Annotated in this window: 24 protein-coding genes and 1 riboswitch; of the genes, 5 read left to right on the top strand and 19 right to left on the bottom strand. The window is 64.8% G+C overall.

The window, feature by feature from the left end:
* Nucleotides 1–89: 89 nt before the first annotated feature.
* Together QSV46_RS19945 and QSV46_RS19940 are read right to left on the bottom strand one after the other, a co-directional pair.
* Nucleotides 90–1142: a hypothetical protein gene (locus QSV46_RS19945; RefSeq protein ID WP_314955091.1), complete on the bottom strand. Its 1053-nt coding sequence runs from the start codon at nt 1140–1142 to the stop codon at nt 90–92.
* A 195-nt stretch (nt 1143–1337) separates the two neighbouring features.
* Complete coding sequence (locus QSV46_RS19940; RefSeq protein ID WP_409997183.1) at nt 1338–2474, bottom strand: 2'-deoxycytidine 5'-triphosphate deaminase; 1137 nt, start codon at nt 2472–2474, stop codon at nt 1338–1340.
* 79 nt (nt 2475–2553) lie between these two features.
* Nucleotides 2554–2633, top strand: a riboswitch (SAM riboswitch).
* 69 nt (nt 2634–2702) lie between these two features.
* On the opposite strand from QSV46_RS19940, the gene QSV46_RS19935 reads away from it, so the two are divergent.
* Nucleotides 2703–3899 carry an O-succinylhomoserine sulfhydrylase gene (locus tag QSV46_RS19935; protein WP_314955086.1) on the top strand — a complete coding sequence of 399 codons (1197 nt, stop codon included), beginning with the start codon at nt 2703–2705 and terminating at the stop codon, nt 3897–3899.
* Nucleotides 3900–4030: 131 nt separating this feature from the next.
* Here the strand turns inward: QSV46_RS19935 and QSV46_RS19930 are convergent, their stop codons facing one another.
* The 3 genes from QSV46_RS19930 to QSV46_RS19920 are packed head-to-tail and all read right to left on the bottom strand — an operon-like array spanning nt 4031 to nt 7074.
* Nucleotides 4031–5026, bottom strand: a complete 996-nt coding sequence (locus QSV46_RS19930; RefSeq protein WP_314955083.1) for an SGNH/GDSL hydrolase family protein — start codon at nt 5024–5026, stop codon at nt 4031–4033.
* Between the two features lie 12 nt (nt 5027–5038).
* The gene (locus tag QSV46_RS19925) at nt 5039–5818 is read right to left on the bottom strand and encodes an SGNH/GDSL hydrolase family protein (RefSeq protein WP_314955080.1); all 780 of its coding nucleotides are present in this window, start codon (nt 5816–5818) and stop codon (nt 5039–5041) included.
* Nucleotides 5818–7074, bottom strand: a complete 1257-nt coding sequence (locus QSV46_RS19920; protein ID WP_314955077.1) for an OpgC domain-containing protein — start codon at nt 7072–7074, stop codon at nt 5818–5820. Before QSV46_RS19920 ends, QSV46_RS19925 begins: the two co-directional genes overlap by 1 nt.
* 180 nt (nt 7075–7254) lie before the next feature.
* Between QSV46_RS19920 and apaG the strand changes: the two genes are divergently transcribed.
* Complete coding sequence (apaG, locus tag QSV46_RS19915; RefSeq protein WP_270163833.1) at nt 7255–7647, top strand: Co2+/Mg2+ efflux protein ApaG; 393 nt, start codon at nt 7255–7257, stop codon at nt 7645–7647.
* A 131-nt stretch (nt 7648–7778) separates the two neighbouring features.
* On the opposite strand, the gene QSV46_RS19910 is transcribed toward apaG, so the two are convergent.
* From QSV46_RS19910 to QSV46_RS19900, 3 genes are all read right to left on the bottom strand, one after another.
* A complete protein-coding gene (locus QSV46_RS19910; RefSeq protein ID WP_314955074.1) occupies nt 7779–8765 on the bottom strand; it encodes an Hsp33 family molecular chaperone in 987 nt (328 codons plus the stop codon).
* Between the two features lie 261 nt (nt 8766–9026).
* Nucleotides 9027–9950 carry an ornithine carbamoyltransferase gene (argF, locus tag QSV46_RS19905; protein WP_314955071.1) on the bottom strand — a complete coding sequence of 308 codons (924 nt, stop codon included), beginning with the start codon at nt 9948–9950 and terminating at the stop codon, nt 9027–9029.
* Nucleotides 9950–11158 (bottom strand): aspartate aminotransferase family protein, encoded by a 1209-nt coding sequence (locus QSV46_RS19900; RefSeq protein ID WP_314955069.1) that lies wholly within the window; start codon nt 11156–11158, stop codon nt 9950–9952. The genes argF and QSV46_RS19900 overlap by 1 nt, the downstream gene beginning before the upstream one ends.
* A gap of 454 nt (nt 11159–11612) precedes the next feature.
* Between QSV46_RS19900 and QSV46_RS19895 the strand changes: the two genes are divergently transcribed.
* Nucleotides 11613–12125, top strand: a complete 513-nt coding sequence (locus QSV46_RS19895) for a GcrA family cell cycle regulator (RefSeq protein WP_211384160.1) — start codon at nt 11613–11615, stop codon at nt 12123–12125.
* A 260-nt stretch (nt 12126–12385) separates the two neighbouring features.
* Here QSV46_RS19895 and phoB read toward each other — a convergent pair whose 3' ends face one another.
* The 10 genes from phoB to QSV46_RS19845 form a co-directional block, all read right to left on the bottom strand.
* Entirely contained in the window at nt 12386–13093 is a 708-nt protein-coding gene (phoB, locus tag QSV46_RS19890) for a phosphate regulon transcriptional regulator PhoB (protein WP_014491300.1), read from the bottom strand.
* Between the two features lie 14 nt (nt 13094–13107).
* A complete protein-coding gene (gene phoU, locus QSV46_RS19885; RefSeq protein ID WP_314955055.1) occupies nt 13108–13824 on the bottom strand; it encodes a phosphate signaling complex protein PhoU in 717 nt (238 codons plus the stop codon).
* A gap of 11 nt (nt 13825–13835) precedes the next feature.
* A complete protein-coding gene (pstB, locus tag QSV46_RS19880; protein ID WP_314955052.1) occupies nt 13836–14663 on the bottom strand; it encodes a phosphate ABC transporter ATP-binding protein PstB in 828 nt (275 codons plus the stop codon).
* Entirely contained in the window at nt 14660–15505 is an 846-nt protein-coding gene (pstA, locus tag QSV46_RS19875; RefSeq protein ID WP_314955049.1) for a phosphate ABC transporter permease PstA, read from the bottom strand. The genes pstB and pstA overlap by 4 nt, the downstream gene beginning before the upstream one ends.
* 4 nt (nt 15506–15509) lie before the next feature.
* Entirely contained in the window at nt 15510–16499 is a 990-nt protein-coding gene (gene pstC, locus QSV46_RS19870; RefSeq protein ID WP_314955234.1) for a phosphate ABC transporter permease subunit PstC, read from the bottom strand.
* Between the two features lie 172 nt (nt 16500–16671).
* Nucleotides 16672–17685 carry a phosphate ABC transporter substrate-binding protein PstS gene (gene pstS, locus QSV46_RS19865; protein ID WP_314955046.1) on the bottom strand — a complete coding sequence of 338 codons (1014 nt, stop codon included), beginning with the start codon at nt 17683–17685 and terminating at the stop codon, nt 16672–16674.
* Nucleotides 17686–17830: 145 nt separating this feature from the next.
* Nucleotides 17831–19129 (bottom strand): ATP-binding protein, encoded by a 1299-nt coding sequence (locus QSV46_RS19860; RefSeq protein ID WP_314955044.1) that lies wholly within the window; start codon nt 19127–19129, stop codon nt 17831–17833.
* A gap of 33 nt (nt 19130–19162) precedes the next feature.
* On the bottom strand, nt 19163–20218 hold the full coding sequence (locus QSV46_RS19855) for a lysylphosphatidylglycerol synthase domain-containing protein (RefSeq protein WP_314955041.1): 1056 nt from the start codon (nt 20216–20218) through the stop codon (nt 19163–19165).
* A gap of 449 nt (nt 20219–20667) precedes the next feature.
* Nucleotides 20668–20970 (bottom strand): hypothetical protein, encoded by a 303-nt coding sequence (locus QSV46_RS19850; RefSeq protein WP_314955039.1) that lies wholly within the window; start codon nt 20968–20970, stop codon nt 20668–20670.
* A 2-nt stretch (nt 20971–20972) separates the two neighbouring features.
* Complete coding sequence (locus QSV46_RS19845; RefSeq protein WP_314955037.1) at nt 20973–22367, bottom strand: OmpA family protein; 1395 nt, start codon at nt 22365–22367, stop codon at nt 20973–20975.
* Nucleotides 22368–22532: 165 nt separating this feature from the next.
* Here QSV46_RS19845 and QSV46_RS19840 point away from each other — a divergent pair, with 165 nt between their 5' ends.
* Both QSV46_RS19840 and QSV46_RS19835 read left to right on the top strand, forming a co-directional pair.
* Complete coding sequence (locus QSV46_RS19840; RefSeq protein ID WP_314955034.1) at nt 22533–23591, top strand: polysaccharide deacetylase family protein; 1059 nt, start codon at nt 22533–22535, stop codon at nt 23589–23591.
* A 120-nt stretch (nt 23592–23711) separates the two neighbouring features.
* Complete coding sequence (locus tag QSV46_RS19835) at nt 23712–24512, top strand: SDR family oxidoreductase (protein WP_314955031.1); 801 nt, start codon at nt 23712–23714, stop codon at nt 24510–24512.
* 178 nt (nt 24513–24690) lie between these two features.
* Here the strand turns inward: QSV46_RS19835 and boxB are convergent, their stop codons facing one another.
* Nucleotides 24691–26142, bottom strand: coding sequence for a benzoyl-CoA 2,3-epoxidase subunit BoxB (gene boxB / locus QSV46_RS19830; RefSeq protein ID WP_314955028.1), 1452 nt, complete (start codon nt 26140–26142; stop codon nt 24691–24693).
* Nucleotides 26143–26254: the final 112 nt, after the last annotated feature.

The following is a 26254-nucleotide window of genomic DNA, read 5'->3' as shown; positions in this document are numbered from 1 at the left end:
CAGGGTTCAGCTTGTTAGCACGACAATTGCCGATTCCTCCCGCGCCTGATGCAGGCGTGCCCTGCGACAGCGCATTTCAGTGGGTGGAATTACTCGATCACCCAAATGAGCGGCGCACGGCCGCTTGGGATCGGGCGCAGATGCACGCCGATATGCCGGCCGCATCCGGCAGCGAGCCCTTCGAACAATCCCTCCAGCACCTTGGCACAGGCGCGGTGATAGTCGCCGACGTCCTCCATTAGCTTCCAGCTCTGCTGCTCGATTTCGAAGCTGCCTTCGGATTGCGTGGTCTCGGCGACATCATCCTGCGCCGCGAACAGCGCGTTGAGGAACGATGCGAATTCATTCGCACCGCCACGGCTCGTCGCCAGCGCCGCCGCAACCTCGTCGAAATACTGCATGCCGATCAGCTTGCCGGTGAGGTGCAAGAGATAGCCGGCATCTTCCGGACCGAACAGCTGCACCATCACGGGCGCGGCGGTGCGCACATATTCCATCGCGTAGTTGCGATAGGCCTTTTCGAGCCTCGATTTTGGCCAGCTCGAAACAGGTAGCGCCGGCGCGTTCTTGGCGTCGAACAGCGGGGCCTCCAGATGCCGCGCGAACACCAGGCGCCGGTCGAGCTCGAGCGGATGGTCGTACTGATGGTAATAGCCTTCGAGCCCGTCCTGGCCGTCCACGCTCTGCTTGGTGCAGACGAAGCCGAGGCGGAGATCGCCGAGCGCGGCGCCGTTGTTGGCGTGCCAGCCGCGCAGCATCGCTCGGCTGACCTCACCCGGCACGCCGCAGATCGCGGTACCCTTCCAGATCCAGCGCGGCGGCGGATAGCGGATCCAGGCCTTGGTGTCGCTCTCGTACATGTATTCGACATGCACGCCCCCGATCCAGTTGGAGAGATAGTGATATTGCGCGGCGGCGACCGCCGGCGGCAAATGGCTGAGGCCGAGCTTTTGGAGCCCCGGCAGGAAGCGCTCCTGCTGCTGGCGGAGGAACACCCGGAAGACGAACTCGGCGGCATCCGCCGTGCCGCGCCGCGTGACGACGGTGAGGATGAGGCCGGTGAAGTAAGCGTGATAGAGGTCGGCGACCGCGCGCCAGCGCTTCCATTGCGCTTCCTGCGCGAGGTCTGCTGCGGCGGTCATGTTCGCTCCCGATCGCTGTTTTGATCGAGTGTGTCATCGCGGATGGGGCGACGCAACACGCCACAAGCTCGGTGTCATCGCCCGGCGAAGACCGGGCGATCCAGTACTCCGAGACGGGAACGATTAAATCGTAAGGCCGCGGCGTACTGGATTCCCCACCTTCGCGGGGAAGGACGGCGGAGGACGGGGATGCAGCTACGCCCGGAAATGCTTGCTCAGCTTCAGGCCCTGCGCCTGGTAGTTCGAGCCGATGCGCTGGCCGTACACGGCGTCGGGGCGCGCCAGCATCTTCTCGTAGACGAGGCGGCCGACGATCTGGCCATGCTCGAGGATGAACGGCACCTCGCGCGAGCGCACCTCCAGCACGGCGCGCGATCCCAGCCCGCCCGCACCGGCATAGCCGAATCCGGGATCGAAGAAGCCGGCATAGTGCACGCGGAATTCGCCGACCAGCGGATCGAACGGCACCATCTCCGCGGCGTAATCGGGCGGCACCTGCACCGCCTCTTTCGAGGCGAGGATGTAGAACTCGCCGGGATCGAGGATCAGGCTGCCGTCGGGGCGCGCTGACATCGGCTCCCAGAAATCTTCGACCGCGTAGCCGGAGCGGCGGTCGACGTCGACGACGCCGGTGTGACGCTTGGCGCGATAGCCGACGAAGCCGCTGGCCTTCTCGCCGGACAAATCGACGGAGACCGCGACGCCGCCGGAGAGATCGGCATCGTCGATATCGACGAGACGCTCGGCGGCGTGCAGGCTGTCAAGCTCGTCGGCATTGAGGATGGCATCGCCGGTGCGGAAGCGCACCTGCGACAGGCGCGAGCCCTCGCGCACCAGCACCGGAAACGTCTTCGGACTGATCTCTGCATAGAGCGGACCGTGATAGCCGGCGCCGATCATGTCGAAGCGGCGGGTGCCGTCGGCGATCACGCGGGTGAAAACGTCGAGCCGGCCGGTGGAGCTTTTCGGGTTCGCCGCCGCGACGATCTCCGGCGGCAACGCCAGACTTTCAAGCAGCGGCACGATGTAGACGCAGTTGGTCTCCAGCACCGCGCCGTCGGCGAGGCTGAACTCGTGCAGCTTCAACTCGTCGATACGCTCGGCGACGGTGGCGCCGGGCCCGGGCAGGAAGCTGGCGCGCACCCGATAGGCGATGTCGCCGAGGCGCAAATCGAGACTCGCCGGCTGGATCTGACTTTCGACGAAGTCGTAGGCGGGCAGGATGAGCCCCGCCTCCGCCATTGCCGCGATCATGCGGTCGGGCAGGATACCATTGGCGTCGGCAGCGACCGTGAACGTCAATCGGGGGTCCTCGTCAGGGGGCAGGTACATCCGGACATGCGGAAAATACAGCTTTTTACGGCTATCCGATGGACGTCTTGACGGAAAGAGCATTGCGGAATATGAGCATGACTTATCCCGTGGTGATTTGAGCCGGCCGGCTTGCAGCCACGTTAAATAAGTCGCTAAACAGGCCGGGGACCTCTGTGATCCCGGCCCGTGGTTTTATCCAGGCCGGTTTTTTTGTGACCATTTTCAGGTGGTCACGCAGGAGGTCCTATGTCGAAGTCCCCGGCGTCCGCCGCGCACTACCGTCCCGAAACCCGCCTGGTCCATTCCGGCACCCTGCGCTCGCAATATGGCGAGACGTCGGAGGCGCTGTTCCTGACCCAGGGCTACGTCTACAACAGCGCCGAGGAGTGCGAGGCGCGGTTCAAGGGCGAGGACCCCGGCTTCATCTATTCGCGCTATTCCAACCCGACCATCGCGATGTTCGAGCGCCGCATGATCGAGCTCGAGGGCGCCGAGGCGGCCCGCTCGGCGGCGACCGGCATGGCCGCGGTGACGACCGCGATCCTGGCGCCGCTGAAGGCCGGCGACCATTTGGTGGCCTCGCGCGCGCTGTTCGGCTCGTGCCTCTACGTCGTGCAGGATCTGTTGCCGCGCTACGGCATCGAGACCACGCTGGTCGACGGCGCCGACCTCGACCAGTGGCAGCGGGCCTTGAGGCCGAACACCAAGACATTCTTCCTGGAGAGCCCGACCAACCCGACGCTTGACGTGCTCGACATTCCCGGGATCGCCGAGATCGCGCACAGTGGCGGCGCGCGGCTCGTCGTCGACAACGTGTTCGCGACCCCGATCTGGCAGAGCCCGCTCGCGCTCGGCGCCGACGTCGTGGTCTATTCCGCGACCAAGCACATCGACGGCCAGGGCCGCTGCCTCGGCGGCATCATCCTGTCGTCGGAAGCCTTCATCGCCGAGCACGTCCACAATTTTATGCGCCAGACCGGCCCGTCGATCTCGCCGTTCAACGCCTGGGTCCTGCTCAAGGGCCTGGAGACGCTGGCCGTGCGCGTGCGCGCGCAGACCGACACGGCTGCGCGCATCGCCGACGTGCTGGCGAGCCATCCCAAGATCTCGCGGCTGATCTTTCCCGGCCGCCCCGATCATCCGCAGGCCGCATTGGTGAAGAAGCAGATGCGCGGCGGCTCGACCCTGGTCGGCTTCGAGGTCAAGGGCGGCAAGCAGGCGGCATTCCGCGTGCTCAACGCGCTCAAGCTCGCCAGGATCTCCAACAATCTCGGCGACGCCAAAAGCCTCGTCACGCATCCGGCGACCACGACGCATCAGCGCCTCAAGCCGGAAGACCGCGCGGCCCTCGGCATCAGCGAAGGCTTCATCCGCTTCTCGGCGGGGCTCGAGCATCCGGACGATCTGATCGAGGACCTGACCGCGGCGTTGGAGAAGGCGTAGCCACACGCTCGCAGTCGTAGGGTCGGCAAAGCAAAGCGTGCCCACCATTCACGATCGCGGTGCCGATGGATGGTGGGCACGACGCGCGAAGAGCGCACCTTTGCCCACCCTACGGCACTACGGCACCGAACCTACATCGGTCGATAAGTCCGCACGTCCGCCGGCACGTTGACGCCGATCTTGATCTGGCCGACGGAGCGGATGATGTCGTCGCCGAGCAGCTGGGCGAAACAGGCATAGCCCCAATCGTTCATGTGCAGACCGTCGGCAATGACGAAGCTCTCGACCGGGATCGATTGGTTCTCGTGCCAGTCGCGCATCACCTCGAAACGCGGGAAGATGCCGACGTGGCGCAGCTCGGCGACCTTGCCGAGCAGCTTCACCATCTTGCCGGCGCTCTCCTTGCGCTGGTTCACGGCCGGCGAATATTGCGGATCGACCAGCACGATGTCGGCGCCGCCCGAGGCCTGGATGCGGGAAATGCCCTCTTCGACTATTTTGGCGGTCTCGCCGGGATCGAGATTGCGCAGCACGGCGTTGGTGCCGACTTGCCAGATCACGAGATCCGGATGCGCGTCGATCACCTGCGTCTGGAGGCGCTTCATCATCTCGGGCGCATCCTCGCCACCAACGCCGGCATTGATGACGGTGATGTCGGCGGTCGGATAGTGCCGGCGCAGCTGCGCGGCGAGACGGTTCGGATAATTGAACTCCGGCGAACTCGCGCCGAAGCCCGCGGTCGACGATGAGCCAAACGCGACGATGACGACGGGCTGGCCGGCGGCGAGCTTGCTTGCGACATGCGGCAGCGAGCCCATCGCCTTCGAGCCGCCCTTCGGCGGCAGGCAGGGCACGCGGCTGAAGATGTCGCCGGCGGATTTCGCGACCTGCTTCACCTTGTCGACGGCGCGCGCCGTGATGCCGCGCTGGTCGGGGGACGTCGCTGCGACGGTAGTCTGGGAGGGCAACGCGAAAGCGGGATTAGCCGATTGCTGCGGAGCCGGCGCGGCCTGGGCCTGCACGGCTTGCTGCGCGCGCGACGGTGACACCGGCGCCAGCAACAACAGCACGGCCGCTGCGGGCGCAGCCAGCCATGCCGTCAGGCAAAAAGGGCGGAGAGAACTCATTAACGCTAGACCTCAATTTTGCTGCTGGGCCGGCCCGAGATGGGCTGCGTCAATCACGAACTGTGCCAACGCCCGGCCAAGGCAATCATGGACCTGTTTCGCCAGCTCGGGCCCGCGGGACGGGCTGAACAGGTCGAACTGACCCTGATCATTCCACTGCCGCATGATCGCGAAACGGTCGAACAGCGGGATGTCATGCTCCTGCGCCACCACCCGCATATTATCGAGATAGGGCGGCACCGAGATCATGGTCTCGGTACGCGGACTGTACTGCAAGTTCATCAACACGACGTCAGCCCCTGCATTTTGCAACGCGGAGACCCCTTCGGTCACTGCGCCGCGAAAATCGTCGGGATCGATGGCTCGGATAGCATCCACCGTCCCGGTCTGCCAGATGACCAAAGTAGGCTTTTTTGCTTCCATCAGCTTAACGAAGCTCGCAGCCGCCTCCTCGGCCGTCTTCTTGCTCTGTATTTCTACGGAGACGTGCACGGCCTCCGATGGAGGCAGCTTGTCCTTCAGGATGGCCTGCATGCGCGCCGGATAGGAGGCATCCTCCGAAGCCGGAATCGTGGTGGAGCGGCTGCCGATGACCAGGATTTCGAGCGGTTTGCCGGCCTTGATGGCATCGGCGACCTTGGGAAGCTGGCTTTCGCTGGTGAGCAGATAGGACGGCAATTCGCAGGCCGCAGGTGCGGCCGGGGCCGCAGGCGCAGCATCGCCCGCGCGCGCCGGCGGCGCGGCGAGGCCACCGCATAGCAGGATCAGGCTCAGGAGAACCCTCGCCTTCATCAACCCCCCCCCGCCATATCGGCGCTGCCGACGGCGCTTTTGGTTTTCGAACCGCTCTTGTCAGCCACGCGCTTGTACCACGAAATCACCCAGGCGACGCCCCACATGACCAGGATTCCCGAGAGACTAATCAGCGCATGCATGGCCGGGCCGCCGGAAACTTCGGCCAGAACGAAATGGCCGGCGAAGGCGAGAAAGACGCCGAGGCAGAAGATCTCGAGCGAATGCGAGCCGCACAGGATCAGCGGCCGCAGCCAGCGCGATTTCAGACCCGGCCAGTCCCGCGGCAGGAAGCGCACCGTGAGCGCGGCCAGCGCCAGGAAATGCGTGAATCGCAGCACGTCGAGGTCGGTCTTGTCGATCGGATACATCCACTGCTCGAGCCGCTTCGGCATCAAATGGGAAAGCTGTGGCACATACCAGGTCAGCGTCACGTAGAACGCCGCCACCAGATAGGCGACCGAGATCCACATCGTTACCGGCGAAGCCAGAATACGAGACATGCGCCGCGCACCTCCGAGCGCACACCATGCACCGAAGACGAAAAGCAATTGCCAGGCCAGCGGATTGAACGCCCAGAATCCGTTCGGATAGGCCGAGAAGTAGAGGTCGTATTCCCAGGTGACCGCGTAGAGCGCAACCGAGAGGCCGAGCGTGACGTCGGGCTTCCATTTCATCGACCACAGGATCAAGGGCAGCGCCAGCATCAGCACGATGTAGAGCGGCAGCACGTCCATGTTGACGGGACGGAAGCGCAGCAGCAGCGCCTGCACGATGGTGACGTCGGGCTGCTTGAGGAAATCCATGATGCCCATCTCTTCGGTGTAGAGCGGGTTCTCGAAGCTGGTCGCGACGTAGGAGATCTCGGCGAGGAAGATCGTGAACAGGAAGACGTGGGCGACATAGATCTGCCAGACCCGCCGCAGGATGCGCGCGGTGGCGATGACGACGCCGCTCTCCAGCATCGCGCGGCCGTAGACGAAGGCGGCGGTATAGCCGGATATGAAGATGAAGATCTCGGTGGCGTCGCTGAAGCCGTAATTGCGGATCGTGAACCAGGTCAAAAGGCTCGTCGGCAGATGGTCGATGAAGATCAGCCACAGCGCGAGGCCGCGAAACAGGTCGAGCCGGAGCTCGCGCTCGCCGATGGCGGGCAGCGAGATGGCCGGCGCGGCGGCGCGCCGCCTGGCGCCTGCGGGCTTGGCACCCGCGGTTCCCGCGATCGTCGATCCCGTCACTTGGTCGGCAATGGTCATCGGGGCCTAAAAACCCTTCCACAAATCGCGACGCCTTGTGGAGTGTACAGGTCCGGTCGTTGTCTCGCAAAGCGACCGGATCACATTGGGCGTACTTCCCCGCCAATTCGGGCGGGACGATGTCGCGAAAGCCGTCCGGCGGCGTTTGGTTCCCGGCCGGATTTCGGTATGATGGCAGCCATGTACCGCGCCGTGACTCGCCAGATTGAAGTGACCGTCGAGCCGAACTTTGTTCCGGAGCAGTCGTCGGCCGACCGCTCGCGCTATTTCTGGTCCTACACCATCGTCATCACCAATTCAGGCGAGGAGACCGTGCAGCTCAAGACGCGGCACTGGATCATCACCGACGCCACCGGCCGCCAGCAGGAGGTCAAGGGCGAGGGCGTCGTCGGCGAGCAGCCGACGCTGGCCCCCGGCGAACGCTTCGAATACACCTCCGGCGTGCCGCTCACGACGGCCTCCGGCTTCATGACCGGCCGCTACCAGATGGTCAGCGCAAGCGGCGAACGCTTTGAGATCGACGTGCCGACGTTTTCGCTCGACAGCCCGGACAACAAGCGGGTGTTGAATTGAGGTGGACGGCGCTGCCGTAGGGCGGGCAAAGGCGCAAAGCGCCGTGCCCACCATTTCAATCAAGATAAAGGTGGTGGGCACGCTCCGCTTTGCCAACCCCACGATAGCTCGCAGCGAGGAAGGATAGGCGCTTACGCCTCTTCCACGCCCGCCTCGTCCGGCGTGAACTGGTACACCGACGAGCAGAACTCGCAGGTCACGACGACCTTGTTGTCCTTGACCATGGCAGTGCGATCGTCCGGCGAGAAGCTCTTCAGCATGGAGGCGACCGCGTCGCGCGAGCAGGAGCATTGCGCCTTCAGGACCAGCGGATTGAACACGCGCACGCCGCGCTCGTGGAACAGGCGAAACAGCAGCCGCTCGCCGGAGAGCTCGGGATCGATCAGCTCGACGTCCTCGACGGTTTCCATCAGCGAGCGCGCCTCGACCCAGGCATCGTCCTCGGCGACGGCGTGCAGCTCGGCGCCTTCGGGCGCGTCGCCGGGATGCAAGTCCGCCTGCCGCGCGCGCTCCGGCGCCTTCGGCAGGAACTGCATCAGCATGCCGCCGGCGCGCCAGCGATGCTTGCCGCCGTCGTTCGAACGCCACTCCTCGCCGACCGCGAGGCGCACCTTGGTGGGGATCTGCTCGGAGCGCAGGAAATATTCGTGGGCGGCCTCTTCCAGGCTGCCGCCGTCGAGCGCGACCAGACCCTGGTAGCGGCTCATGTCGGGCCCCTGGTCGATGGTCATGGCGAGATGGCCGCGGCCGAGCAGCGTGCCGGAGTCCTTGGCATCACCAAGGCGCGCAGCATCGAAGCGCGCATAGGCGCGCAGGCGATCCGGCGCCATGTAGTCGACGACCAGGAACGACACTGGACCGTCGGTCTGGGCCTGGAGGATGAAGCGCCCCTCGAACTTCAGTGCCGATCCGAGCAGCGTCGTCAGCACGATGGCCTCGCCGAGCAGCTTGCCGACTGGCGCTGGATAATCGTGCTTAGTCAGAATCTCGTCGAGCGCCGGGCCGAGCCGCACCAGGCGCCCGCGCACATCGAGCGCGTCGACCTCATAGGGCAGCACGGCGTCATCGATGGGAACCGCTGATGGCGCGCGAACCGGGCCTTCGGACCCGGTTTTCATGTGGGGGGATTGGGAAACCATGGCGCTTTATCTGGGGTCGGAGAGGTGGATTGGAAGGGGCGATTGAGTAGCGTGTTCCGGATACGAGTTGGAGTGCACGAAGCAACCTCAAACTCGATGTCGTCCCGGACAAGCGCAAGCGCAGATCCGGGACCTATAGCCACAGGGTTTGGCGAAGCACATCAGCCTCCTCCAGCCCGCTTCTGGCGCGCTTGTCCGGGACGACAAGTGGTTGTGGCCGGCAAAAACGCCAGCGCATACCTACTTCACCGCGTCAAAGCACCAGGCCAGAATGCCCTTCTGCGCGTGCAGGCGGTTTTCGGCCTCGTCGAACACGACCGATTGCGGGCCGTCGATCACCTCGTCCGTGACCTCCTCGCCGCGATGGGCCGGCAGGCAGTGCATGAACAGCGCGTCGGGCTTGGCCAGCGACATCAGCTTGGCATTGACCTGGTAGGGCTTGAGCACGTTGTGGCGGTGCTCGCCCTCCTTGTCGCCCATCGACACCCAGGTGTCGGTGACGACGCAGTCGGCGCCCTTCACCGCGGCCTCGGGATCGGTGCCCAGCACGATCGACGCGCCGGTCGCCTTGATGAAGTCGCGCATCACCTTTTTCGGTGCGAGCTCGGGCGGGGTTGCGACGTTGAGCTGGAACTTGAAGCGTTCGGCGGCATGGGCCCAGGACGCCAGCACGTTGTTGTCGTCGCCGGTCCAGGCCACTGTCCGGCCCTCGATCGGGCCGCGATGCTCCTCGTAGGTCATGAGGTCGGCCATCACCTGGCAGGGGTGCGAGCGCCGCGTCAGGCCGTTGATGACGGGCACGGTTGCGTATTCCGCAAGCTCCAGCAGGGCCTCGTGATTGAGGATGCGGATCATGATGGCGTCGACATAGCGTGACAGCACACGCGCCGTGTCGGCGATGGTCTCGCCGCGGCCGAGCTGCATCTCGGCGCCGGTGAGCATGATGGGCTCGCCGCCGAGCTGGCGCATGGCGACGTCGAACGAGACGCGGGTGCGGGTCGAGGGACGCTCGAAGATCATCGCCAAGGTCTTGCCTTCGAGCGGCCTGACCGGCTGATGCGCCTTCTGCTTCGCCTTCATCGCGGAAGAGGCCGCGAGCATGCTCTTGAGCTCCGTCAGCGGGAGCTCGTTGATGTCGAGGAAGTGCTTCGGGGGCTTGCTCATCAGCTTGCCGCCCGCTTGGTCTGACTGGACGAGATCGCAGCACAGGCGCGTTCGAGCCGACCGACGCTGTCCTCGATCTCGGCTTCGGTGACGATCAAGGGCGGCAGGAAACGCACGACATTGTCGCCGGCACCGACCGTGAGCAGTTTCTGGTCACGCAGCGCCGCGACGAGATCGCCCGATGGCACCACGGCCTTGATGCCGATCAGGAGGCCCTCGCCGCGCACTTCGCTGACGACCTCAGGGTGACGGTCGATCACGGAGGCGAGCTTCTGTTTGAGCAGCAGCGACATCTTCTGCACGTGGTCGAAGAAGCCGGGCTTGAGCATGACGTCGAGCACGGCGTTCGCAGCCGAGATCGCCAGCGGATTGCCGCCGAAGGTCGAGCCGTGCGAGCCGGGCGTCATGCCGGAAGCCGCCTCCGCGGTCGCAAGGCAGGCGCCGATCGGGAAGCCGCCGCCAAGCGCTTTCGCCAGCGACATTACGTCGGGTTCGACGCCGAAACGGCGATGCGCGAACAGATCGCCGGTGCGGCCCATGCCGGTCTGCACCTCGTCGAACGCGAGCAGCAAGCCTTTCTCGTCGCAGAGCTGGCGCAACGCCCTCAGGAAGGCCGGCGTTGCCGAACGCACGCCGCCCTCGCCCTGGATCGGCTCGATCAGGATGCCCGCGGTCTGCGGACCGATCGCCTTCTTGACGGCCTCGATGTCGCCATGCGGTACCTGGTCGAAACCGTCCATCGGCGGGCCGAAACCTTCGAGATATTTTGCAGAACCGGTCGCCGCCAGCGTCGCCAAGGTGCGGCCGTGGAAGGCGCCCTCGAAGGTGATCATGCGATAGCGATCGGGATGGCCTTTCACCGCGTGATAGCGGCGCACGACCTTGATCACGCATTCCAGTGCTTCGGCGCCGGAATTGCAGAAGAACACGAAATCCGCGAAGCTTTCGTCGCACAGACGCGCGGCGAGTTTCTCGCCGTCAGGGCTCTGGAACAGGTTCGACATGTGCCAGAGTTTCGTCGCCTGCTCCTGCAACGCTGCGACCAGCGCGGGATGGGCATGGCCGAGCGCGTTCACGGCGACACCGGAGGTGAAGTCGAGATAGCGCTCGCCATTGGTCGCGATCAGCCAGCAGCCTTCGCCGCGCTCGAAACCGAGGTCGGACCTGGCGAAAACGGGGAGCAAATGCGGGGCTGCGCTGTTAGTCATGACGGCCACTTGATGTTGCGGACGGCGTGAGCGTGCATTGCGCAACGCACCATCAACCGGCCCGGAAAACGAAACGTGCCGCCTTTTAAGGGCGGCACGCGCGACTATCTTAGGCCTGGTGAAACGGGTGTCAATGCCGCCCGGAAAGCCTCGCGAAACGCTCAATCCGTAGTCTTGCGGTATCGATTTTGCGGGTTTTCGCCACGGAACATGTGGAAGCGAGTCGGCGGACTCTTGCGCGGGAGTCACGCCATATTGTAGCGTTTGGCTTGTCAGATACGACATCTCGTGCGGCAGTTCTGATCTCTAAGTCCTCATGTACCGGCGTAAACGTTCGGGCGTCATTGGCGCGCTCGGCGAGCCTTAAGGGATTCTGACGGCACGGGTTTTTCGAGGCTTAGGCATTCGCCGCGAGGCGCCAGGATGGCAGCCGCACGACGAGGGAAAGGGTGCAATGACGGTTTTGACCTGGTCGGATGATCGCGTCGAGCAACTGAAAAAGCTCTGGGAGGCCGGATTGTCGGCCAGCCAGATCGCGGCAGAGCTCGGCAATGTGACCCGCAATGCCGTGATCGGCAAAGTGCACAGGCTCGGCCTGTCCGGACGCGCCAAGAGCCCCTCATCCGCTGCACCCCGGCCGCGCAAGGCGCGTCCCGCGCAGCACATGATGCGGGTGACGCGGCCGATCTCGCGCGGCAACACCGCGCTAGCGCAGGCCTTCGAAGTCGAGGTCGAGGCCGAACCGGTCACCTACGACAACGTGGTGCCGATGAGCCAGCGGCTGTCGCTGCTGGAGCTGAACGAGGCGACCTGTCACTGGCCGGTCGGCGATCCCTCGAGCCCGGATTTCTTCTTCTGCGGCGGCAAGGCGCTCTCCGGCCTGCCCTATTGCGCCCAGCATTCGCGCGTGGCCTACCAGCCCGCTGCGGACCGCCGGCGCGCGCCGGCAAAGCCGGGTCCGCGGTAAGTCAGTTTGAAGTTCGAGACGGCAGCCGTCATCGAATGACGGCTCCAATAACTCGATGTCGTCCCGGACAAGCGCGCCTCAAGCGCGCGCAGATCCGAGACCCATAGCCACCACAATACCTGGCTAAGGGGGACGCGGAGTTCCCTTCTTCGCGCAACAACCACATCCTGTGGTCATGGGCCCCGGATCTGCGCACGCTTGTCCGGGACGACACTGAGATTGTTGCCGCAGCTCGCTGAGCCAACGTCCGCTAAACCAGTTTACGCCTGCTCCGCCTTCGCAAATCGATCGTCCAGCGCGTAGCCGGCGCCGCGAACGGTGCGGATCGGGTCCTGCTCGCGGCCGAGATTGAGCAGCTTGCGCAGGCGGCCAATATGGACGTCGACGGTGCGCTCGTCGATATAGATGTCGCGGCCCCAGACGCTGTCGAGCAGCTGCTCGCGCGAGAACACTCGGCCCGGGTGCTCGAGGAAGAACTCCAAAAGGCGGTATTCGGTCGGACCGAGATCGATTGGCCGGCCCGAGCGTGCGACGCGGCGCTTGTCGCGGTCGAGCTCGATGTCGCCATAGGCCAGCACGGTGGCGAGCCGCTCCGGGCTTGCGCGCCTGAGCAGGCCCTTCACCCGCGCCAGCAGCTCCGGCACCGAGAACGGCTTGACGATGTAATCGTCGGCGCCGGTCGCAAGCCCCCGCACCCGCTCGCTCTCCTCGCCGCGCGCGGTGAGCATGATGATCGGAAGCTGCTTGGTCTCGGGCCGGGTGCGCAGCCGCCGGCACAGCTCGATGCCGGAGAGGCCAGGCAGCATCCAGTCGAGCACGATCAGATCGGGGATGTGCTCCTTGAGCCGGGTGTCGGCATCGTCGCCGCGCATCACCGTCTCGACGTCATAGCCGTCGCCTTCGAGGTTGTAGCGAAGCAGCTCGGTCAGAGCTTCCTCGTCCTCAACCACCATAATGCGTGCGCCCATCGGGTCGTCGCTCCTTAAGTATTCGGGACCGTCGTGGCGAAGGTCGTCATGTCGCCCTTCGGCCGCTTGTCGGTGATCGCCTGGCCTTCGATCATGTAGAACACGGTCTCGGCGATGTTGGTGGCGTGGTCGCCGATCCGCTCGATGTTCTTGGCGCAGAACATCAGATGGATGCAGAACGAGATGTTGCGCGGATCTTCCATCATGTAGGTGAGGAGCTCGCGGAACAGCGAGGTGCAGATGGCGTCGACTTCCTCGTCGCCCTTCCACACCGCCATCGCCGCCGGCAGATCGTGCGCGGCATAGGCGTCCAGCACCGATTTGACCTGCTGCTGCACGAGGTCGGTCATGTGCTCGAGGCCGCGGAACAGTTTCAGCGGATGGAAATCCGTCTCCAGCGCCGCCACGCGCTTGCCCATGTTCTTGGCGAGGTCGCCGATGCGCTCGAGATCGGTCGCAACGCGCATGGCGCCGACGATCTCGCGCAGATCGACCGCCATCGGCTGCCGGCGCGCGATGGTCAGCACGGCGCGCTCCTCGATCTTCTTCTGGAGCGCGTCGAGCTCGGAATCGATGGCGACCACGCGCTGACCGAGCGCGACGTCGCGGCGGATCAGCGCGTCGACGGAATCGACGATCATGCGCTCGGCGATGCCGCCCATCTCCGCGACCAGCCGGGTGAGTTCCTGGAGGTCGGTGTCGAAGGCCTTTGCGGTATGTTCGGAAGCCATGTGCTGTCTCCTCAGCCGAACCGGCCGGTGATGTAATCCTGCGTGCGCCGATCGGTAGGCGACGTGAAGATCTTGCTGGTGTCGTCGAACTCGATCAACTCACCGAGATACATGAAAGCAGTCTTGTCGGAGACGCGAGCCGCCTGCTGCATGTTGTGGGTGACGATTGCGATTGTGTAGTTCTCGGACAGCTCCTGGATCAGCTCCTCGACCTTGGCGGTCGAGATCGGATCTAGCGCCGAGCAGGGCTCGTCGAACAGGATCACCTCAGGCCGCACCGCGACGGTGCGGGCGATGCAGAGGCGCTGCTGCTGGCCGCCGGAGAGCGACAGGCCGGAGGCATTGAGCTTGTCCTTGACCTCGTTCCACAGCGCGCCGCCGCGCAGTGCCTTCTCGACGCGGTCGTCCATCTCGGACTTCGATATCTTCTCATAAAGACGAATGCCGAAGGCGATGTTCTCGTAGATCGTCATCGGGAACGGCGTCGGTTTCTGGAACACCATGCCGACGCGTGCGCGCAGCAGGTTGAGGTCGAGCTTGCCGTCGAGGATGTTGGTCTGGTCGAGCATCAGCTGACCGGTGGCGCGCTGGCCCGGATAGAGATCGTACATCCGGTTGAAGATGCGCAGCAGGGTCGACTTGCCGCAGCCCGACGGGCCGATGAACGCCGTGACGCGGTGGGTGCCCAGCGTCAGGTTGATGTTCTTCAGCGCATGGTGCTCGCCGTAATAGAAGTTGAGGTTTCGCACCGTCACCTTGGGGGGAGCCTCGGGCAGCGCTGCCGTCTGGGGCAGACCACCGGCCGCGCTCATCGACGACGATACTGAAAGATCACTCATTTTGCGGTCCTCTCGGCGCCAAGGATGCGCGCGCCAATGTTCAGGGCAAGCACGGTCAGGGTGATGAGCAGCGCCCCGCTCCAGGCCAGCTGCTTCCAGTAGGCGTAGGGGCTCTGCACGAAGTTGTTGATGGTCACCGGCAGGTTCGCCATCGTCTTGGTCATATCGAGGCTGAAGAACTGGTTCGACAGCGCGGTGAACAGCAGCGGCGCGGTCTCGCCGGCGACGCGGGCGGTGGCGAGCAGCACGCCGGTAATGAGACCCGCGCGGGCCGAGCGGTAGGCGATCCGCTTGATCACCAGCGAGCGCGGCAGGCCGAGGGCGGAAGCCGCCTCGCGTAGCGCGTTCGGCACCAGCAGCAGCATGTCTTCGGTCGTGCGCAGCACCACCGGGATGACGATGACGGCGAGCGCGAGACAGCCGGCGATCGCCGAGAAGCCGCGCATCGGCACCACCACGGCACCATAGATGAACAGGCCGATGATGATCGAGGGCGCCGACAGCAGGATGTCGTTGATGAAGCGGATCACCGAGGTCAGCCTGTCGTTGCGGCCGTATTCGGCGAGATAGGTGCCGGCGAACATGCCGAGCGGCGCGCCGATGCCGACGCCGATCAAGGTCATCATCAGCGAACCGACGATGGCGTTGAGCAGGCCGCCGTCAGTGGAGCCGGGCGGCGGGGTATTCTCGGTGAAGATCTGCACGTTGAGACCGGCCACGCCGTTGTAGAGCAGCGTGACCAGGATCAGCGCGAGCCAGGTGACGCCGAAGGCGGCCGCAGCCATGCAGAGTCCGCGGACGACGATGTCCTTGCGGCGACGGCGGGAATAAATCGGGTTCATGGCGTCAGTTCCCCGCCTTTTTTTCCAGCCGCATGAGCATCAGCCGCGCCGCTGCGAGCACGAAGAACGTCAGCACGAACAGCAGCAGCCCGAGCAGGATCAGGCCGGACTGGTGCAGGCCGTCGCTTTCGGCGAATTCGGATGCGATCGCTGCCGAGATCGTGGTGCCCGGGGCGAAGATCGACCCCGAGATGCGGAACGAATTGCCGATGATGAAGGTCACCGCCATGGTCTCGCCCAGCGCGCGGCCCAGCGCCAGCATGATGCCGCCGATGACGCCGACGCGGGTATAGGGGATCACCACGCTGCGGACGACTTCCCAGGTGGTGCAGCCGATGCCGTACGCCGCCTCCTTGAGGACCGGCGGCACCGTCTTGAACACGTCGACCGAGATCGCGGTGATGAAGGGCAGCACCATGATCGCGAGGATCAGCGCGGCGTTGAACAGGCTGAGATAGGACGGGGGACCTGCGAAGACCGCGCCGAGCACGGGGACGCCGTCGAAGACCTTGATCATGAAGGGCTGGAAGGTGTTGGCCAGGAACGGGCCCAGCACGAAGAATCCCCACATGCCGTAGATGATCGAGGGGATGCCGGCGAGCAGCTCAATCGCCATGCCGATCGGGCGGCGCAGCCATTGCGGACATAGCTCGGTCAGGAAGATCGCAATGCCAAGGCCGACCGGAATGGCGATCAGCATCGCGATGAAGGAGGTGACGAGCGTGCCATAGATCGGCCCGAGCGCGCCGAGCACCGGCGGATCGGCCGAGGGCGCCCAGCGCTGCGTCCACAGGAACGACAGGCCGAATTCCTTGATCGCCGGGAAGGCGCCGACGACCAGCGACATGATGATGCCACCGAGGATCAGCAGCACCGAGATCGCGCTCAGCCGGGTGATCCAGTAGAAGGTGACGTCACCGAGCTTGAACGCGCCCAACGCCTTGGCGCGATCATACGGTCCGGCGGCATCAACCACATTGCTCTCGACAGCCATCTCAGCCACGCCGATCCCCTGTACCCGTTTTATATACGCTTGTTGTTGGTCTTGCGCCCCGGATGCGGCGCAGCGCGAAGCGGTGCGACGCTGATCCGGGGCCCAGTTCTTGTGGGTCCCGGCTCTGCGCAGCAGCGTTTCACGCTGCGGCGCGTCCGGGACACCGGAGTCGTTAGCTCTTGATGTCGGCAGACCAAGTCTTCTCGATCAGCTTCACGACGCTCTCCGGCATCGGGATGTAGTCGAGCTCTTCGGCCGCCTTCGCACCGTTCTTGAAGGCCCAGGTGAAGAACTTGAGGGCTTCCTTCGAGGCTGCCTTGTCGGTCGCATCCTTGTGCATGAGGATGAAGGTCGCCGCCGTGATCGGCCACGACTTTTCGCCGGGCTGATCGGTCAGGATGACGTAGTAGCCGGGAGCCTTGGCCCAGTCGGCGTTGGAGGCGGCCGCCTGGAAGGCTTCGACCGTCGGCTGCACCGGCTTGCCGGCCTTGTTGACGAGACCGGTGTAGGTCAGCTTGTTCTGCTTGGCATAGGCGTACTCGACGTACCCGATCGAGTTCTTGGTCTGGCCGACGTTGCCGGAGACGCCTTCGTTGCCCTTGGCGCCGACGCCGACCGGCCACTCGACCGCGGTACCCTCACCGACCTTGCTCTTCCAGTCCGCGCTGGCCTTGGAGAGATAGTTGGTGAAATTGAAGGTCGTGCCCGAACCGTCGGAGCGACGAACCACGGTGATCGCGTCCGAGGGCAGCTTCACGTTCGGATTGAGCTTCTTGATCGCGGCGTCGTCCCATTTGGTGATCTTGCCGAGATAGACGTTGGCGAGCGTCTCGCCGTCGAACACCAGCTCGCCCGGCTTCACACCCTCGATGTTGACGACGGGAACGATCGCACCCATCACCATCGGCCACTGAACGAGGCCGTCCTTCTCGAGCTGCTCGGCTTTGAGCGGCGCATCGGTCGCGCCGAAGGTCACGGTCTTGGCCTGGATCTGCTTGATGCCGCCGCCGGAACCGATCGACTGGTAATTCAGACCGTTGCCGGTCTCCTTCTTGTAGGCGTCGGCCCACTTCGAATAGATCGGGAACGGGAAGGTCGCACCGGCGCCCGTGATATCGGCGGCAAAGGCCGCCGTCGCCGACGCGGCGACCAAGCCGGCGGCGACGATCGTTTTGATGAAATTCATGCTGGTCTCCATACAGGGGAGCGAAGCGCCGTCCGCGCCCGATCGCGCTCCCCGTGCCGCCCGCTTTAGGGGTGGTCGGCTGTGCTTTTACGAAGCTTTCGTGACAGTTGGATGACACCGCTAAGGGATTGAAATCACTTCAAAATCAGGCCGGCACCGAGGCCTTCGCTTGGGGGAAGCAGGCGGTAAAGGTGGCGCCCTGTTTGGGCACGCTTTCGATCAAAAGCCGGCCGCGATGGCGGTTAAGAATATGTTTCACCAGCGATAATCCGAGCCCGGTTCCGCCCTGCGAGCGGCTGTCGCCAACGTCGACCCGGTAGAACCGCTCGGTCAGACGCGGCAGATGCTCGGGTGCAATGCCTGGGCCGAAATCCCGCACCATGACCCGGATTTCCTGAGTTCCATCAGGAGCCGCGCCTGAGATCAGGGACACGGTGACGCGCCCGCCCGAGGCGCCGTATTTGAGCGCGTTCTCGATCAAATTCTCGAACAGGCGGAGCAGCTCCTCACGGTCGCCCGCGATCATCACCGGCGCCTCCGGCAGATGGGTCTCGACCTCGACCTGACGCTCGCGCGCCAGCGGCTCGAGCCCGTCGGCGACCTGGAGGATGATCGGCAGCAGGTCGACCAGGGTGTCGGGCCGCACATGCGCCGACAGCTCGACCCGCGACAGCGAGAGCAGATCGTCGATCAGGCGCGCCATGCGGGTGGCCTGGTTGTGCATGATGCCCAGGAAGCGCTCGCGCGCCTTGGGATCGTCCTTGGCCTGGCCCTGGAGCGTGTCGATGAAGCCGGACAGAGCAGCCAGTGGCGTGCGCAGCTCGTGGCTGGCATTGGCGACGAAGTCGGCGCGCATCTCCTCGACCCGGCGCAGCGGCGTCTGGTCGTGGAAGGTCATCAGCATGCATTTGTCGGCGCCGCCGAAGCTGGTCGGCACCGGCACCGGCGTGATGATCAGCTCCATCCAGCGATCGACCGGAACATGGTCGAGATAGGTCGCGCGCCGCGGCTCGGTGGTCGCGATCGACTCGCGCAGCGCCGTGATGATCTCCGGCGAGCGCAGCGCGAACTGGGCGAGCTCGTTCCTGCGCAGCGCCGGCGCGAGCTGGGCGGCGGCGGCATTGAGATGGATGACGCGGCCGGCGCGGTCGAGCAGCACCGCCGGATCCGGCATGCCGGCGACGACCGCGGCCACCGCGGCGCTCTCGACCGGGTTGATGCGCCGGACATCGTCGCGCGAAGCGGCGGTATCGTGCAGGCGCCAGGGGATCAGCGCCGCCGCGGCGATGCACAGGAACACGGCAATGGCATGCAGCGCCGACAGCTCGCCGAGCGAGACTACCACCGACAGCGCCAGCGCCGCGGCGATCAGGATGACGGTCGAGTGCCGCAGCCGGTCGGACCAGGGCTGGGCGGAGGGAGAAGATGGGGCGTCGATCGCCATCGGGGCGGGCTTCTCCTGGAGGGCTTGCGGCGGTCAGGCGCCGCTGTCGCTGCGCTCTCTCACATAAGCGGCTTCGGGCGCCGGGCCGGGGTCGAGCTTGAGCGCCGCCTGCTGCAGGCGCTTGGATCGAGCACCGATTATAACCTCGCGAAACGTCAGCAAGATTACAGAAATCACGAAAGGGGACAGATAATAGAGGACGCGGAACAGCAGCATGCCGCCCAGCAGCTCCTCCCGGTCCATCTGCCAGAGGCCGACCAGCATGGCGGCGTCGAACACGCCGAGGCCTCCAGGCGAGTGGCTGGCAAAGCCGAGCAGCGTCGCCGAGACGAAGATCACTGCAACGACGACGAAGCCGAGATTGGGCTCGTCGGGGACCAGCACGTACATCGCGAGCGCGCAGAAGCCGAGATCGACGATGCCGATCGCGATCTGGAGCAGCGTCAGCGGGCCGCCGGGCAGCACCACGGTCCAGGGCCCGCGGCCGACCACGCGCGGCTGGGTCCAGACCCAGACCACATAACCGACCAGCGCCACGATGATCATCAGCGCCAGCGTCCGGTTCAGCCAGGGCGGAAGCTGGTCGATCGAGGCGGCGGCTTCCGGATGGTAGGCGATGCCGAGGCCGAGCACGGCGGCATTGCCGAGCCAGAAGGTTAATCCGGCGAGGAAGCAGATCTTTGCGACGTCGATCGCGTTCAGGCCATAGGCCGAATAGATGCGGTAGCGCACCGCACCGCCGGTGAAGACGCTGGCGCCGACATTGTGGCCGATCGAATAACTGGTGAAGGCGGCGAGCGCGTTGATACGGTAGGGCACATGGGCGTGGCCGATCGCGCGCACGGCGAACAGATCGTAGAAGGTCAGGGTGAAATAGCCCGCGGCCACGAACAGCGCCGCCATCGCAATCTGGCTCGGCTCGGTGCTCTTGATCGCCTCGAGGACCTCGTTGGTATCGATGCCGCGCAGCATGTGATAGAGCACATAGCAAGCGATGCCGATGACCGCGATGCTGATCACAACTCCAAGCTTATGCAGGATTTGCTTCTGGCGCAGAAACGACGTCGCTCTGCGTATGGCTTCCAGCATCTAGACCTCGAACAACGCTTCAGCGGCCAGGATGGCCGGCGGGCAGGCGGACGACGCACAGGCACTCAGCGAATCCTCGCCGCCGACTCCGGCATCGCGCATGCCCCCTGCTCCTCCACTAGCGCGTTTTGGCGCGGAGTGGAATTCGGCAATTCGAACAAAAACTCGTGCCTTCAATGTTTTAGGCAGGTTGGGGGCTCCGGATGCACAGTTTGGCGCTTTCGGCGGCACGACTTGAGGCGAATCTCATGGCAATCCTGCGCGGCCGCCGTGAAGTTTTGATGATTTCGGCCGTACAATGTTCCGTCACGGCTTAAGCCGACGTCAATCTATGGACGGTGCCCTCCCGTTGAAAGAGGGGCGACCGGCGCTGTTGTTCACGGTTTTCCGACGTGCCGAAAGGCCGCGCGGCCCAGCCCTGCCCCCCGCAGCCAGGATGCTCGGCAACATCACAGCACGGCTGGCGGCGCGGTCCGCGCGACCACCCGGTCGCGCAGCCAGGCACCGATGGTGCAGCCGACGAGGTAGCAGGCGAACATGATCAGGGCGAGGTCGAGCCAATAGCCGAAGCGGCCCGGGACGACGTGCGTGAAAGAGGCTGCGGCCAGGGCGGCGACGAGCACCGCGAGCCAGCGCGCGGTCACCTTCGAGGTGCCGTTGCCGCGCTGTACCACGGAGATCCAGCCCATGCAGAAGCCCAGCAGCACCGAGCCGATCAGCCAGCCCATATGGAACGAGACGAGATAGGGCATCGTCACCTCACCAGAAATTCGATGCGGCGGTTCTGCGCTTTGCCCTCGTCGGTGTCGTTGCCGGCGAGAGGTTGCGTGGCGCCATGGCCGACTGCGGCGAAGCGAGTCGCCGGCAGGCCCGCCTTGACCAGATAGTCGATCACCGCCTGCGCGCGCTTTTCCGAGAGCGCCTGGTTGAAGGCGTCCTCGCCGTCGGCATCGGTATGCCCGGCGACCTCGATATTGGTGGTGGGGCAGCGCAGCGCCGTCTCGATCAGATGATCCAGGATGGCCGCGGAATCCGGATCGATGTCGGCGCGCCTGGCTGCGAAGCGGATCTTGCCCTTGTTCAGCAGCTCCGTGAACAATTGCTGGCAGACCGTGCCATCGACCGGGCCCGCGGCGGGCTTCACCGTGATCTCCGGCTTGTACTGCCAGTTCTTGGGAAAGTCCTTGCCGAGGCCCGCACGGATATCGTTCGCGGCGCCCTCGTAGAGCGCATCGCCCGACAGCTTCACCTCGCGGTCGGACACCACGAGCGTGCCGGTCGACAGCCGCGACAGCGCGCCGAGAGCTGCGACCACCGCAATGTTGAAGGACGCCGGCGCGCCGATGCTGGCCTTGAGGTTGTCGACGACCTTTTCGGTGAAGAATTTTCGCGACGCGCTGGTCGCGATCGCCGCGTGGACATTGTTATCCGGCACGTAGCCGGTCAGCGTCACCGTCGCGGCAACCGGATCCTTGTAGGCCTGGAAGATGTAGGGTGGCGCCTTGACCTCGTTGGCGGCGATCGAAAACCCCTCGGGCAGGTTCTTCAGCGCCGCCGCAATCGCCTCACGGCCGCCGAGGTCGCGCGCCATGCCCGAGAGATTGACCTTGGTGTCCGTGATCGTGATCTTGCCGTCCTTGAGCTTGCCGATCTGGTCGAGCAGCAGCATCGCGGCTGCCTCGAACCGGGGCGGCGAACCACGCGCCAGCCCCATCTGATCGGCGACCTCGACCCCGTTGACCTCCTTGCGCGCCGCCTCCGTCAGCCGCGCCTTCATCGACGGCAGGGGGGCGGAGCCGGACAGCGTCACGCGCACTACGTCACGCTCGGCATTCCAGACGAAAGGCCTGGCTTCGGGAACAAGGCGGGTGCGGTCGTCGACCAGGCGCACGCCGGGGACGATCTCGACCGTCATCACCGCGTCGCGGCGGCCCTCCTCGGAAAAGGCATCGGCAGCCAGGCTGACGTCACGGCCGTCCACCGCGATCCGCGTCTTGTCCAGAACGGTGTCCTTGAGAGCGGCCGAACTGCGCGCCGAGAGGTCCGCCTCGACCGGCAAGGTGTTGTTCCAGGACGCAAATCCCCACATGACGGCCAGGGGAATCAACCCTGGCCACCATTTGCTGGCCCACCTGAAAAGCTTCTGCATCCGACGACCCGAACTCTGGAACTGGTGACAAAACAAACCCTTGGCGGGCTGTCAAACCGGAAATGACGCCCTTCCAAAGGTCCTCCATGGACAATTGGAATAACTTTTTCTTCAAGGGTGTCACCCTAAGTTGAGGGTGGAATGCCAGGGGTCGGCCAGCCGGTCATGAAACAACTCCGTAACAACGTCATCCGCGCCGGGCTGGGAGCACTCTATTTCAGCGGCGCGCACCACCTCCTGCGCCCGCTTTTGTCGGGCGTCGGCGCTATTTTCATGCTGCACCACGTGCGGCCGGCCCGTGAGGCCGCGTTCCAGCCGAACCGGCACCTCGAAGTCACCCCGGAATTCCTGCGCGCGACGCTGAGCCATCTGCGCTCGCGCGAGATCGACATCGTCAGCATGGACGAGCTGCATCAGCGGCTGGTGCAAGGCCGGTTCGGCCGCCGCTTCGCCGCCTTCACCCTCGACGACGGCTACCGCGACAATCTCGACCATGCGCTGCCGGTTCTGCGCGAATTTGACGCGCCACTGGCCGTCTATGTCGCCAGCGATTTCGCCGAGGGCACCGGACGTCTGTGGTGGACTGCGCTGGAAGCCGTGATCGCCAGGGCCGAGCAGATCGACGTGCAGGTCGGCAATTCCGCACTGCGGCTCGATGCAACGACGCCTGCTGCAAAACACGCGGCGTTCGATCGCCTGCACGACTGGCTGCGCGCGCTGCCGGGCGAGCACGATCTCAAGCGCGAGATCGAGGCGCTCTGCGCAAAGTACGGGGTCGACATGGCCGCGCTGTGCCGCAGCCTGTGTCTGTCGTGGGACGAGGTGAAGCGGTTTGCCGCCGATCCGCTGGTGACGATCGGCGCCCACTCCATCAGCCATTGCAATCTCGCCAGGCAGAACGAGGAGATCGCCGCGCAGGAGATGGCGGTGAGCCGCGCGCGGATCGAGCGGGCGCTCGGCCGCAAGGTGCAGCATTTTGCTTACCCCTACGGCGACCGCGACGCTGCGGGCGAACGCGAATTCGCTCTTGCAGCGGCTGCCGGCTTCAAGACCGCCGTGACGACGCGGCCCGGCATGCTGTTCGCCGAGAATGCCGGCCACATGACCGCACTGCCGCGCGTCTCGCTCAACGGCAACTACCAGGACGCGCGGATTCTGCCGGTGCTGACCTCGGGTGCGGCAACCGCGATGTGGAACGGCTTTCGCCGGATCGCGGCGGCGTAGGCCTCAATCTCCCCTGTCGTCCCGGATCTGCACTCCGCTTCGCTCCGTTGTCCGGGACGACGAGCTGAGTTGACTCCCCTCCCCTCCCCGCCCAGAACGTCTCCAACCAAGGGAGGCACCATGTTCAACGATCTGTTCTCGCTCAAAGGCCGCGTCGCGCTCGTGACCGGCGGCTCCCGCGGCATCGGCAAGATGATCGCGGCGGGGTTCCTCAGCGCCGGCGCGGCAAAGGTCTACATCACGGCGCGCAAGGCGGGACCTTGCGAAGCCACGGCGAAAGAGCTGTCAGGCCAATATGACGGCGATTGCATCGCGCTGCCGATCGACATCTCGACCGTCGAAGGCTGCGACAGGCTGGCCTCCGAATTCATCAAGCTGGAGCCGAAGCTCGACATCCTCGTCAACAATGCCGGCGCAGCCTGGGGCGCGGAGTTCGACGAATTCCCCGAGAGCGGCTGGGACAAGGTGATGGATCTCAACGTCAAGTCGCTATTCTTCCTGACCAAGGCGCTGGCGAAACCGCTGCGCGCGGCCGCAAGCGCAGAACATCCGGCGAAGGTGATCAACATCGCCTCGGTCGACGGCATCTTCGTCAATCCCAGCGAGACCTATTCCTACGCCGCCAGCAAGGCCGCCGTGATCCATCTGACGCGGCGCATGGCGACCAAGCTGATCAAGGACAACATCAACGTCACCGCGATCGCGCCGGGCGCGTTCAAGTCCGACATGAACCGGGCCGCGCGCGACCACGCGGATGAAGTTGCCAAGCGCATCCCGGCGCGGCGCATCGGAACCGACGAGGATATGGCAGGCGTGGCGATCTATCTCGCCTCGCGCGCAGGCGATTACGTGGTCGGCAACACCATCGCGGTCGATGGCGGCGTGGTCTACGCGAATGCGGGGCTGGAGATCGCGGGGTAGGCGGGAGAGTTCGAGGCGGCGCTCTCGCCTCACACTCCGAAGTCATGCCCCGGCTCGACCGGAGCATCCAGCACGCCGCGGCGTCTCGATTTATCTCTCTCTGGAATACTGGATCACCCGCTTTCGCGGGTGATGACACCATTTGTGTTGCGCGGCCATTGCGCCTCGCGAGCAGCCCCTACGACTCGATCTTCACGTACTCGAAATCGCCGGGCTTGTTGTCGATGCCGACTTTCGGCGGCGAGATCCAGGAGGCGAACTGGCCGGTCTCGGTGACGGGCTGCATCAAGGAGGTGATGAAGTCGCCGTCCGCGGTCGAAGGCAGCCACTCGTCCTTGCGCTTGGCCCAGGTGGCATCGTCGATCAGGATGCCGTCGGGCGTGGCGTGCACGTCCTTGAACTCGCCGATGTGGCGGTGGAAGGCGACATTGGGCAGCGTCAGCTTGAAGTCGTAGCCGGCGGTCGAGATCACCTTGTTCCAGCGCAGCATGCCCTTGACGCAATCCTGGCTGTAATCGTCGCGCAGGCGCATGTTGAGCGCGGTCAATGCCGGCTCGTCGACCAGCTTGATCTCGCCGTCGATGAACTTGAGCACCGGATAGGTGGCGTTCTTGAGCTGGTGATCGTCGTCGATCTGGGTCTCGTGATAGCGGCCCTTGATGCCGGTGTTGAAGGCGTTGGCCGCGTTGGTCGAGACTTCCGAGCCGAACAGGTCGAGCGACAGCGTGTAGTGCAGGTTCAGCTTCTTCTGGATGGTCGGAAGATCAATCACGCCGAGCGCGCGGACTTTTGCGATGTCGGAGGGATCCGTGATGCCGGCTTCACGCATCGCATCGCAGGTGCGCTGCACGACGCGGGTGATGCCGGTCTCGCCGACGAACATGTGATGCGCTTCTTCGGTCAGCATGAAGCGACAGGTGCGCGACAAGGGATCGAAACCCGACTGCGCGAGGCTGTGCAGCTGCATCTTGCCGTCGCGGTCGGTGAAATAGGTGAACATGAAGAAGGACAGCCAGTCGGGCGTCGCCTCGTTGAAGGCGCCGAGCATGCGCGGCGCGTCGGCATCGCCGGAGCGGCGGCGGAGCAAATCGTCGGCCTCTTCGCGGCCGTCGCGGCCGAAGTATTTCTGGAGCAGGTAGACCATCGCCCAGAGATGGCGGCCTTCCTCGACATTGACCTGGAACAGATTGCGCATGTCGTAGAGCGAGGGCGCTGTCTTGCCGAGATGGCGCTGCTGCTCGACCGAAGCCGGCTCGGTGTCGCCCTGGATCACGATCAGGCGGCGCAGCATGGCGCGATACTCGCCCGGCACTTCCTGCCAGGCGGGCTCGCCAAAATGCTCGCCGAAGGGAACGACGCGGTTCTCTTCCTGGGGAGCAAGTAGAATGCCCCAGCGATAGTCGGGCATGCGGACATAGTCGAACTTGGCCCAGCCGCGCGGATCGACCGAATAGGCGGTCCGCAGGTACACCAGTGATTCCTGGAAGCCTTCCGGTCCCATGTCTTTCCACCAGTCCATGTAGCCGGGATGCCAGCCTTCCAGCGCTTTGAGCACCTGGCGGTCTTCGGCGAGGTTCACGTTGTTTGGTATCTTGGTCGAGTAGTCGACGTTCATGATGTTCATGTTCATGGCCGTGCTCCTTGCGATCTCTTCTCGTCATGCCCGGCCTTGTGCCGGGCATCCACGTTCTGCTTGCTGAGCCAAGACGTGGATGGCCGGGACAAGCCCGGCCATGACGCAG

This window comes from Bradyrhizobium cosmicum (genome assembly GCF_032290525.1).
In the GTDB taxonomy this organism is placed as follows: Bacteria; Pseudomonadota; Alphaproteobacteria; order Rhizobiales; family Xanthobacteraceae; genus Bradyrhizobium; species Bradyrhizobium cosmicum_A.
This window is presented reverse-complemented; position numbering and strand designations above follow the sequence as displayed.

What these genes read in the sequence shown, in the direction of transcription:
- QSV46_RS19840 (WP_314955034.1), top strand. Translation starts at nt 22,533, where the DNA reads ATGAAACAACTCCGTAACAACGTCATCCGCGCCGGGCTGGGAGCACTC.
- QSV46_RS19895 (WP_211384160.1), top strand. Translation starts at nt 11,613, where the DNA reads ATGACGGTTTTGACCTGGTCGGATGATCGCGTCGAGCAACTGAAAAAG.
- QSV46_RS19925 (WP_314955080.1), bottom strand. Translation starts at nt 5,818, where the DNA reads ATGAAGGCGAGGGTTCTCCTGAGCCTGATCCTGCTATGCGGTGGCCTC.
- QSV46_RS19850 (WP_314955039.1), bottom strand. Translation starts at nt 20,970, where the DNA reads ATGCCCTATCTCGTCTCGTTCCATATGGGCTGGCTGATCGGCTCGGTG.
- QSV46_RS19930 (WP_314955083.1), bottom strand. Translation starts at nt 5,026, where the DNA reads ATGAGTTCTCTCCGCCCTTTTTGCCTGACGGCATGGCTGGCTGCGCCC.
- QSV46_RS19835 (WP_314955031.1), top strand. Translation starts at nt 23,712, where the DNA reads ATGTTCAACGATCTGTTCTCGCTCAAAGGCCGCGTCGCGCTCGTGACC.
- apaG (WP_270163833.1), top strand. Translation starts at nt 7,255, where the DNA reads ATGTACCGCGCCGTGACTCGCCAGATTGAAGTGACCGTCGAGCCGAAC.
- QSV46_RS19945 (WP_314955091.1), bottom strand. Translation starts at nt 1,142, where the DNA reads ATGACCGCCGCAGCAGACCTCGCGCAGGAAGCGCAATGGAAGCGCTGG.
- pstB (WP_314955052.1), bottom strand. Translation starts at nt 14,663, where the DNA reads ATGAGTGATCTTTCAGTATCGTCGTCGATGAGCGCGGCCGGTGGTCTG.
- QSV46_RS19860 (WP_314955044.1), bottom strand. Translation starts at nt 19,129, where the DNA reads ATGGCGATCGACGCCCCATCTTCTCCCTCCGCCCAGCCCTGGTCCGAC.
- QSV46_RS19845 (WP_314955037.1), bottom strand. Translation starts at nt 22,367, where the DNA reads ATGCAGAAGCTTTTCAGGTGGGCCAGCAAATGGTGGCCAGGGTTGATT.
- pstA (WP_314955049.1), bottom strand. Translation starts at nt 15,505, where the DNA reads ATGAACCCGATTTATTCCCGCCGTCGCCGCAAGGACATCGTCGTCCGC.
- phoB (WP_014491300.1), bottom strand. Translation starts at nt 13,093, where the DNA reads ATGGGCGCACGCATTATGGTGGTTGAGGACGAGGAAGCTCTGACCGAG.
- QSV46_RS19935 (WP_314955086.1), top strand. Translation starts at nt 2,703, where the DNA reads ATGTCGAAGTCCCCGGCGTCCGCCGCGCACTACCGTCCCGAAACCCGC.
- QSV46_RS19900 (WP_314955069.1), bottom strand. Translation starts at nt 11,158, where the DNA reads ATGACTAACAGCGCAGCCCCGCATTTGCTCCCCGTTTTCGCCAGGTCC.
- boxB (WP_314955028.1), bottom strand. Translation starts at nt 26,142, where the DNA reads ATGAACATGAACATCATGAACGTCGACTACTCGACCAAGATACCAAAC.
- QSV46_RS19910 (WP_314955074.1), bottom strand. Translation starts at nt 8,765, where the DNA reads ATGAAAACCGGGTCCGAAGGCCCGGTTCGCGCGCCATCAGCGGTTCCC.
- pstS (WP_314955046.1), bottom strand. Translation starts at nt 17,685, where the DNA reads ATGAATTTCATCAAAACGATCGTCGCCGCCGGCTTGGTCGCCGCGTCG.
- argF (WP_314955071.1), bottom strand. Translation starts at nt 9,950, where the DNA reads ATGAGCAAGCCCCCGAAGCACTTCCTCGACATCAACGAGCTCCCGCTG.
- QSV46_RS19855 (WP_314955041.1), bottom strand. Translation starts at nt 20,218, where the DNA reads ATGCTGGAAGCCATACGCAGAGCGACGTCGTTTCTGCGCCAGAAGCAA.
- QSV46_RS19940 (WP_409997183.1), bottom strand. Translation starts at nt 2,474, where the DNA reads ATGTACCTGCCCCCTGACGAGGACCCCCGATTGACGTTCACGGTCGCT.
- QSV46_RS19920 (WP_314955077.1), bottom strand. Translation starts at nt 7,074, where the DNA reads ATGACCATTGCCGACCAAGTGACGGGATCGACGATCGCGGGAACCGCG.
- pstC (WP_314955234.1), bottom strand. Translation starts at nt 16,499, where the DNA reads ATGGCTGTCGAGAGCAATGTGGTTGATGCCGCCGGACCGTATGATCGC.
- phoU (WP_314955055.1), bottom strand. Translation starts at nt 13,824, where the DNA reads ATGGCTTCCGAACATACCGCAAAGGCCTTCGACACCGACCTCCAGGAA.